Annotated in this window: 5 protein-coding genes; 2 read left to right on the plus strand and 3 right to left on the minus strand. The window is 79.1% G+C overall.

The window, feature by feature from the left end:
- Positions 1-31 precede the first annotated feature (31 nt).
- A complete protein-coding gene (locus AC5FZL_RS15685; RefSeq protein WP_493619816.1) occupies positions 32-1,510 on the minus strand; it encodes a phosphomannomutase/phosphoglucomutase in 1,479 nt (492 codons plus the stop codon).
- A gap of 147 nt (positions 1,511-1,657) precedes the next feature.
- Between AC5FZL_RS15685 and AC5FZL_RS15690 the strand changes: the two genes are divergently transcribed.
- Positions 1,658-1,984 (plus strand): hypothetical protein, encoded by a 327-nt coding sequence (locus AC5FZL_RS15690; protein ID WP_493619817.1) that lies wholly within the window; start codon positions 1,658-1,660, stop codon positions 1,982-1,984.
- A 39-nt stretch (positions 1,985-2,023) separates the two neighbouring features.
- Here AC5FZL_RS15690 and AC5FZL_RS15695 read toward each other — a convergent pair whose 3' ends face one another.
- Positions 2,024-2,419: a DUF3499 domain-containing protein gene (locus AC5FZL_RS15695; protein WP_493619818.1), complete on the minus strand. Its 396-nt coding sequence runs from the start codon at positions 2,417-2,419 to the stop codon at positions 2,024-2,026.
- 75 nt (positions 2,420-2,494) lie between these two features.
- Between AC5FZL_RS15695 and AC5FZL_RS15700 the strand changes: the two genes are divergently transcribed.
- Positions 2,495-3,004: a metallopeptidase family protein gene (locus AC5FZL_RS15700; protein ID WP_493619819.1), complete on the plus strand. Its 510-nt coding sequence runs from the start codon at positions 2,495-2,497 to the stop codon at positions 3,002-3,004.
- 30 nt (positions 3,005-3,034) lie between these two features.
- On the opposite strand, the gene AC5FZL_RS15705 is transcribed toward AC5FZL_RS15700, so the two are convergent.
- Positions 3,035-4,360 (minus strand): DUF5719 family protein (locus AC5FZL_RS15705; protein ID WP_493619820.1); only part of this gene is annotated, 1,326 nt, incomplete at its 5' end.

A 4,360-nucleotide genomic window follows, 5' to 3' on the forward strand; every position in this document is an offset into this window, starting at 1 on the left:
CAGGGCTGCTGCCAGGGCGCGAGGGGAGCGCTCACGCCGCGCCGCCGGCCGCGGTCACCGTGCCGCCGCCGCGCACCTGGGCCAGGACCTCGTCGCGCACGCGCTCCATGGTGGCAGCATCCGCGCCCTCGGCGTTCAGCCGCAGCAGCGGCTCGGTGTTCGAGGGGCGCAGGTTGAACCACCAGGTCGGCTCCTCCCCCGGCGGGGAGCTCACGGTGAGGCCGTCGAGGGTGTCGACCACCCCGCCCCGGGCCTCCCACGCCGAGCGCACGGCCGCGGTGACCGCGGCGACGTCCTCGACCCGGGAGTTGATCTCGCCGCTGGCGGCGTACGGGTCGTAGGCCGAGACGAGGTCCGACAGCGTGCCGTCCTGCTCCCCCAGCGCGGCGAGGACGTGCATGGCGGCGAGCATGCCGGTGTCGGCGCCCCAGAAGTCGGCGAAGTAGTAGTGGGCGGAGTGCTCGCCGCCGAAGACGGCGCCGGTGCGGGCCATCTCGGCCTTGATGTAGGAGTGGCCGACCCGGGTGCGCACGACCTCCGCGCCGGCGGCGGAGACCAGCTCGGGCACCGCGCGGGAGGTGATGAGGTTGTGCAGCACCACGGGGCGCTCGGTGCCGCCGGCCTGCGCCCGCGCCACCTCGCGCAGCGCCACGAGCGCGGTCACCGCGCTGGGGCTCACCGGCTCGCCGCGCTCGTCGACCACGAAGCAGCGGTCGGCGTCGCCGTCGAAGGCGAGCCCGAGGTCGGCGCCGTGCTCGACGACGGCGGCCTGCAGGTCGCGGAGGTTCTCCGGCTCCAGCGGGTTGGCCTCGTGGTTGGGGAAGGTGCCGTCGAGCTCGAAGTAGAGCGGGACGACGTCCAGCGGCAGGGCCGGCAGGCCCGCGCCGGTGCCCAGCACGGCCGGCGCGGTGTGCCCGCCCATGCCGTTGCCGGCGTCGACGACCACCTTGAGCGGGCGGCCGCCGGAGAGGTCCACCAGCGAGCGCAGGTGGGCGGCGTACTCCCCCAGCAGGTCGCGGTCGGTGCGCGCGCCCGGCTCGGGAGCGGTGGGGACGCCGTCGGTGGCGGGGTCGAGGTAGGACTGCGCGAGCTCGCGCACCTGGACCAGCCCGGTGTCGGCGCCGACCGGCTTGGCCCCGGCCCGGCAGAGCTTGATGCCGTTGTAGGCGGCCGGGTTGTGGCTGGCGGTGAACATGGCGCCGGGGGCGTCGAGGGAGCCGCTGGCGAAGTAGAGCCCGTCGGTCGAGCACAGGCCGATGACGAGCACGTCGCCGCCGCGGTCGGTCACGCCGCGGGCGAAGGCGTCCACCAGCTCCGGGGACGTCGGGCGCATGTCGTGGCCGATGACCAGGCGCCCGCCCGGGGTCCCCGTCCGCCCGGCCACGCCCAGCACCTCCGCGGCGGCCGCGCCGAGGGCGTGGGCCACGGTGGTGTCGAGCTGCTCGGGTGACAGGCCGCGCACGTCGTAGGCCTTGATGATGGTCGACAGGTCCAGCGGGGTGTCGCGCATCCCGGCAGCGTAGCCACGCCGCCATCCCGCGGGCCGCTGCCCGCGGGAGCGCGTCCGCTGGTCCCCCGAACGGCTCAACACCCGCGGCCGGCCGCCGATGAGGCCCGTGGACGGCGACCAGCCCGTCGCCACCGCCGTGGAGGAACCATGCCCCGCTCCAGCACCGCCGCCCCAGCGGCTCCGGCGAGCCGCGCCGACGCCCCGGCCGGCGCCGCCGTGCCGGCCGCGCGCCAGGCCCGGCGCAGCCGCCCTCAGCAGGCCGTGCCGCTGGGGTCGCTGACCCAGCGCCCGACCGCTGCCGAGAGCTGCCCGTCCTGCGGCGGCGACCAGCTGACCTCGCTGGCGCTGACCCTCACCGACGGCACGGCCGTGCGGTTCTCCTCCTGCCGCCGGTGCGAGCACCGCCGGTGGGAGACCCAGGACGGCGAGCTGAGCATCGCCGACGTCCTGGCGCACACCCGCCGCGCGGACTGACCGGCGCGAGCGGGCCGACCGCCGGCTCGAGGAGCCGGGTCAGTCCGTCGGGTCCGGCGGAGCGTCGCGCAGCACCCGCAGGTGCCCGCGCCGGCCGACCTGGGCGGGAGCGGGCTCCTGCGCGGGCGGCTCCGGTGCCGGGCGGGCCGCCTCGCGGACGGCGTCGGCCAGCGCCAGCAGGTCGTCGTGGCTGTGCCGGTGCTCGTAGGCCTCGGGCTGCAGCCGCACGACCTCCCAGCCCCGCGGGGCGGTGAGGCGCTCGGCGTGCGCCGAGCAGAGGTCGTAGGTGTGCGGTTCGGCGGAGGTCGCCAGCGGACCGAGGACCGCCGTCGAGTCGGCGTACACGTAGGTCAGGGTCGCGATCGCCGGTGCACCGCACCCGCTCCTGCTGCACCGTCGCGAAGCCACGGAACGGGACGGTACCCCTTCGCGCACGCTCCGTCCGCCGTTACCCCCAGAACAGGCGCCCCGAGCCGCGCCCGGCGCGTGCCGGGCGCCTACCCTCCACCCATGCCCAGCTCGTCGGCACCTCGACCGGCCCTGGGGCCGAACCCGCGGCAGGCCCCCGGCCAGGGGTCTGGCCAGGGCCCCGGCCAGTCCCCCCGCCGCCGGCGCCGGGACCGGCACGGACGCGGCCCCCGCGGCCCGCTCCTGCCCCCCGCGCTGCCCGGGGCGCGCACCCGCGCCGAGCGCTTCGACGACGTCGTGCTGGACGCCGTGGAGTCCCTCGAGCCGCGCTGGGGCGAGCAGCTGGCCAGCATCGAGTTCGCCGTGGAGGACGTGCCGCCGGGCGACCCCTCCTCCTGGGAGCGCGCCGAGGTGGCGCTGGGCCGGTTCTTCCCCGCGGCGCGGGGCCGCCAGGCCCGCGTCGTCCTCTACCGGCGACCGCTGGAGACCCGCGGGGCCGACGAGGCCGACCTCGCCGCGCTCGTCCACGAGGTCGTCGTCGAGCAGGTCGCCTCCGCCCTGGGCGTCGAGCCCGAGCAGGTGGACCCGCACTACCGCGGCTCCGACGACTGAGGTCGCAGGGCCGGGGCCGGAGGGCCGCTGTCAGAGGGCGCCGAGCAGGCCGACCCGCACGGCGCCCGCGCCCTCGGGCGACGGTGACACGGGCAGCACCGCGGCCAGGTCTCCGCCCGCGCCCCCGGCCACGGCGGTGGGCAGGCCGAGGCGCACGGCGACGGCGGCCGGCGGCCCGCTGACCGGCGTGACCACGAGCCCCAGCAGCGGCCCGCGGGCCTCGCCGGCGAGGTCGGCGACGTCCGCGCCCGCGGTGGTGCCGGCCGGGACGACGAGGCGGCGGCTCGGCGAGGCGCTGCCGTCGGCGGCGAGCACCGCCACCTCCACGGCCGTCTCCTCGCCGGCCGACCCCGCGGTGGCCGGCGGGGCGCTGACCACCAGGCGGGCGCGCGGCAGCGGGGTGTCCCCCGCGTCGGCGGGCAGCGCCACGAGCGCGGGGGCCTCCAGCGCCGGCGCGGCGGCCGACCAGGCCAGGTCCCCCGCCCCGCCGTCGGGCGCCGCGGTGTCGGTCACGGCCGCGGCGAGCACCGGGCCGTCGGCGTCCACGACGAGGCCGACCTCGCCGGGGGCGGCACCGGTCAGCGGCACGTCGACGACCGCGCCGGGCGGCACGCTCACCGCGGCCGGGACGCCGTCCAGCACGGCGGCGCCGTCGGCGCCGAGCACCGCGAAGCGGGCGATGACCGGCTCGTCGCCGGGCGCGGCCAGCCGCAGCACCGGCGCCGCGCCCTGCGCGGGGACGCCGACACCGGTCACGAGCAGGTGCTGCGCCGGCTCGGCGCCGGGGACGACGAGGTCGGTGCCACCGGGCACCAGCCCGCGCAGCACCTGCTCCTGCAGCCAGCCGGCGACCGAGCCGCCGCGGGAGGTGACGTGCACGGCGAGGGGGCCGGAGGCGCCCACGACGCCCTCCAGCAGCACCGCCCGCTGCTCGCCGGGCGCCAGGGAGAGGCCGCTGAGGCCGCTCGGCTGCTCGGCGCCGCCGGGGGTGAGCACGCGCGCGTCGACGGTGACCGCCGTGGCGCCGGGGTTGGCCAGCACCAGGCGCACCGAGCGGCCGGCACCGGTGGTGCCCCCGACCAGCCACAGCTGGTCGGCCGGGGCCACGCAGGCGGCGGCGGACAGCCCGCGCAGGTCGCCGGTGCCGGCCACGGCCGAGCTCGTGCCGGCCACGTCGGGCGCGGCGCCGTCGACCGGCTCCGCCACCAGCGACCCGGCGCCGCTCCCGGGGACGACCACGCGCGCGACGCGGTCGAGGAGCTCGGCCGACGCGCTCTCCGCGGCCGCCCCGTCGTCCTGCGCACCGCGCAGGGCGCTGGCGCCGAGCACCGGCGGCGCCGCCCCGTCGGCGCGCAG

This window comes from Quadrisphaera sp. DVD1 (assembly GCF_058932755.1).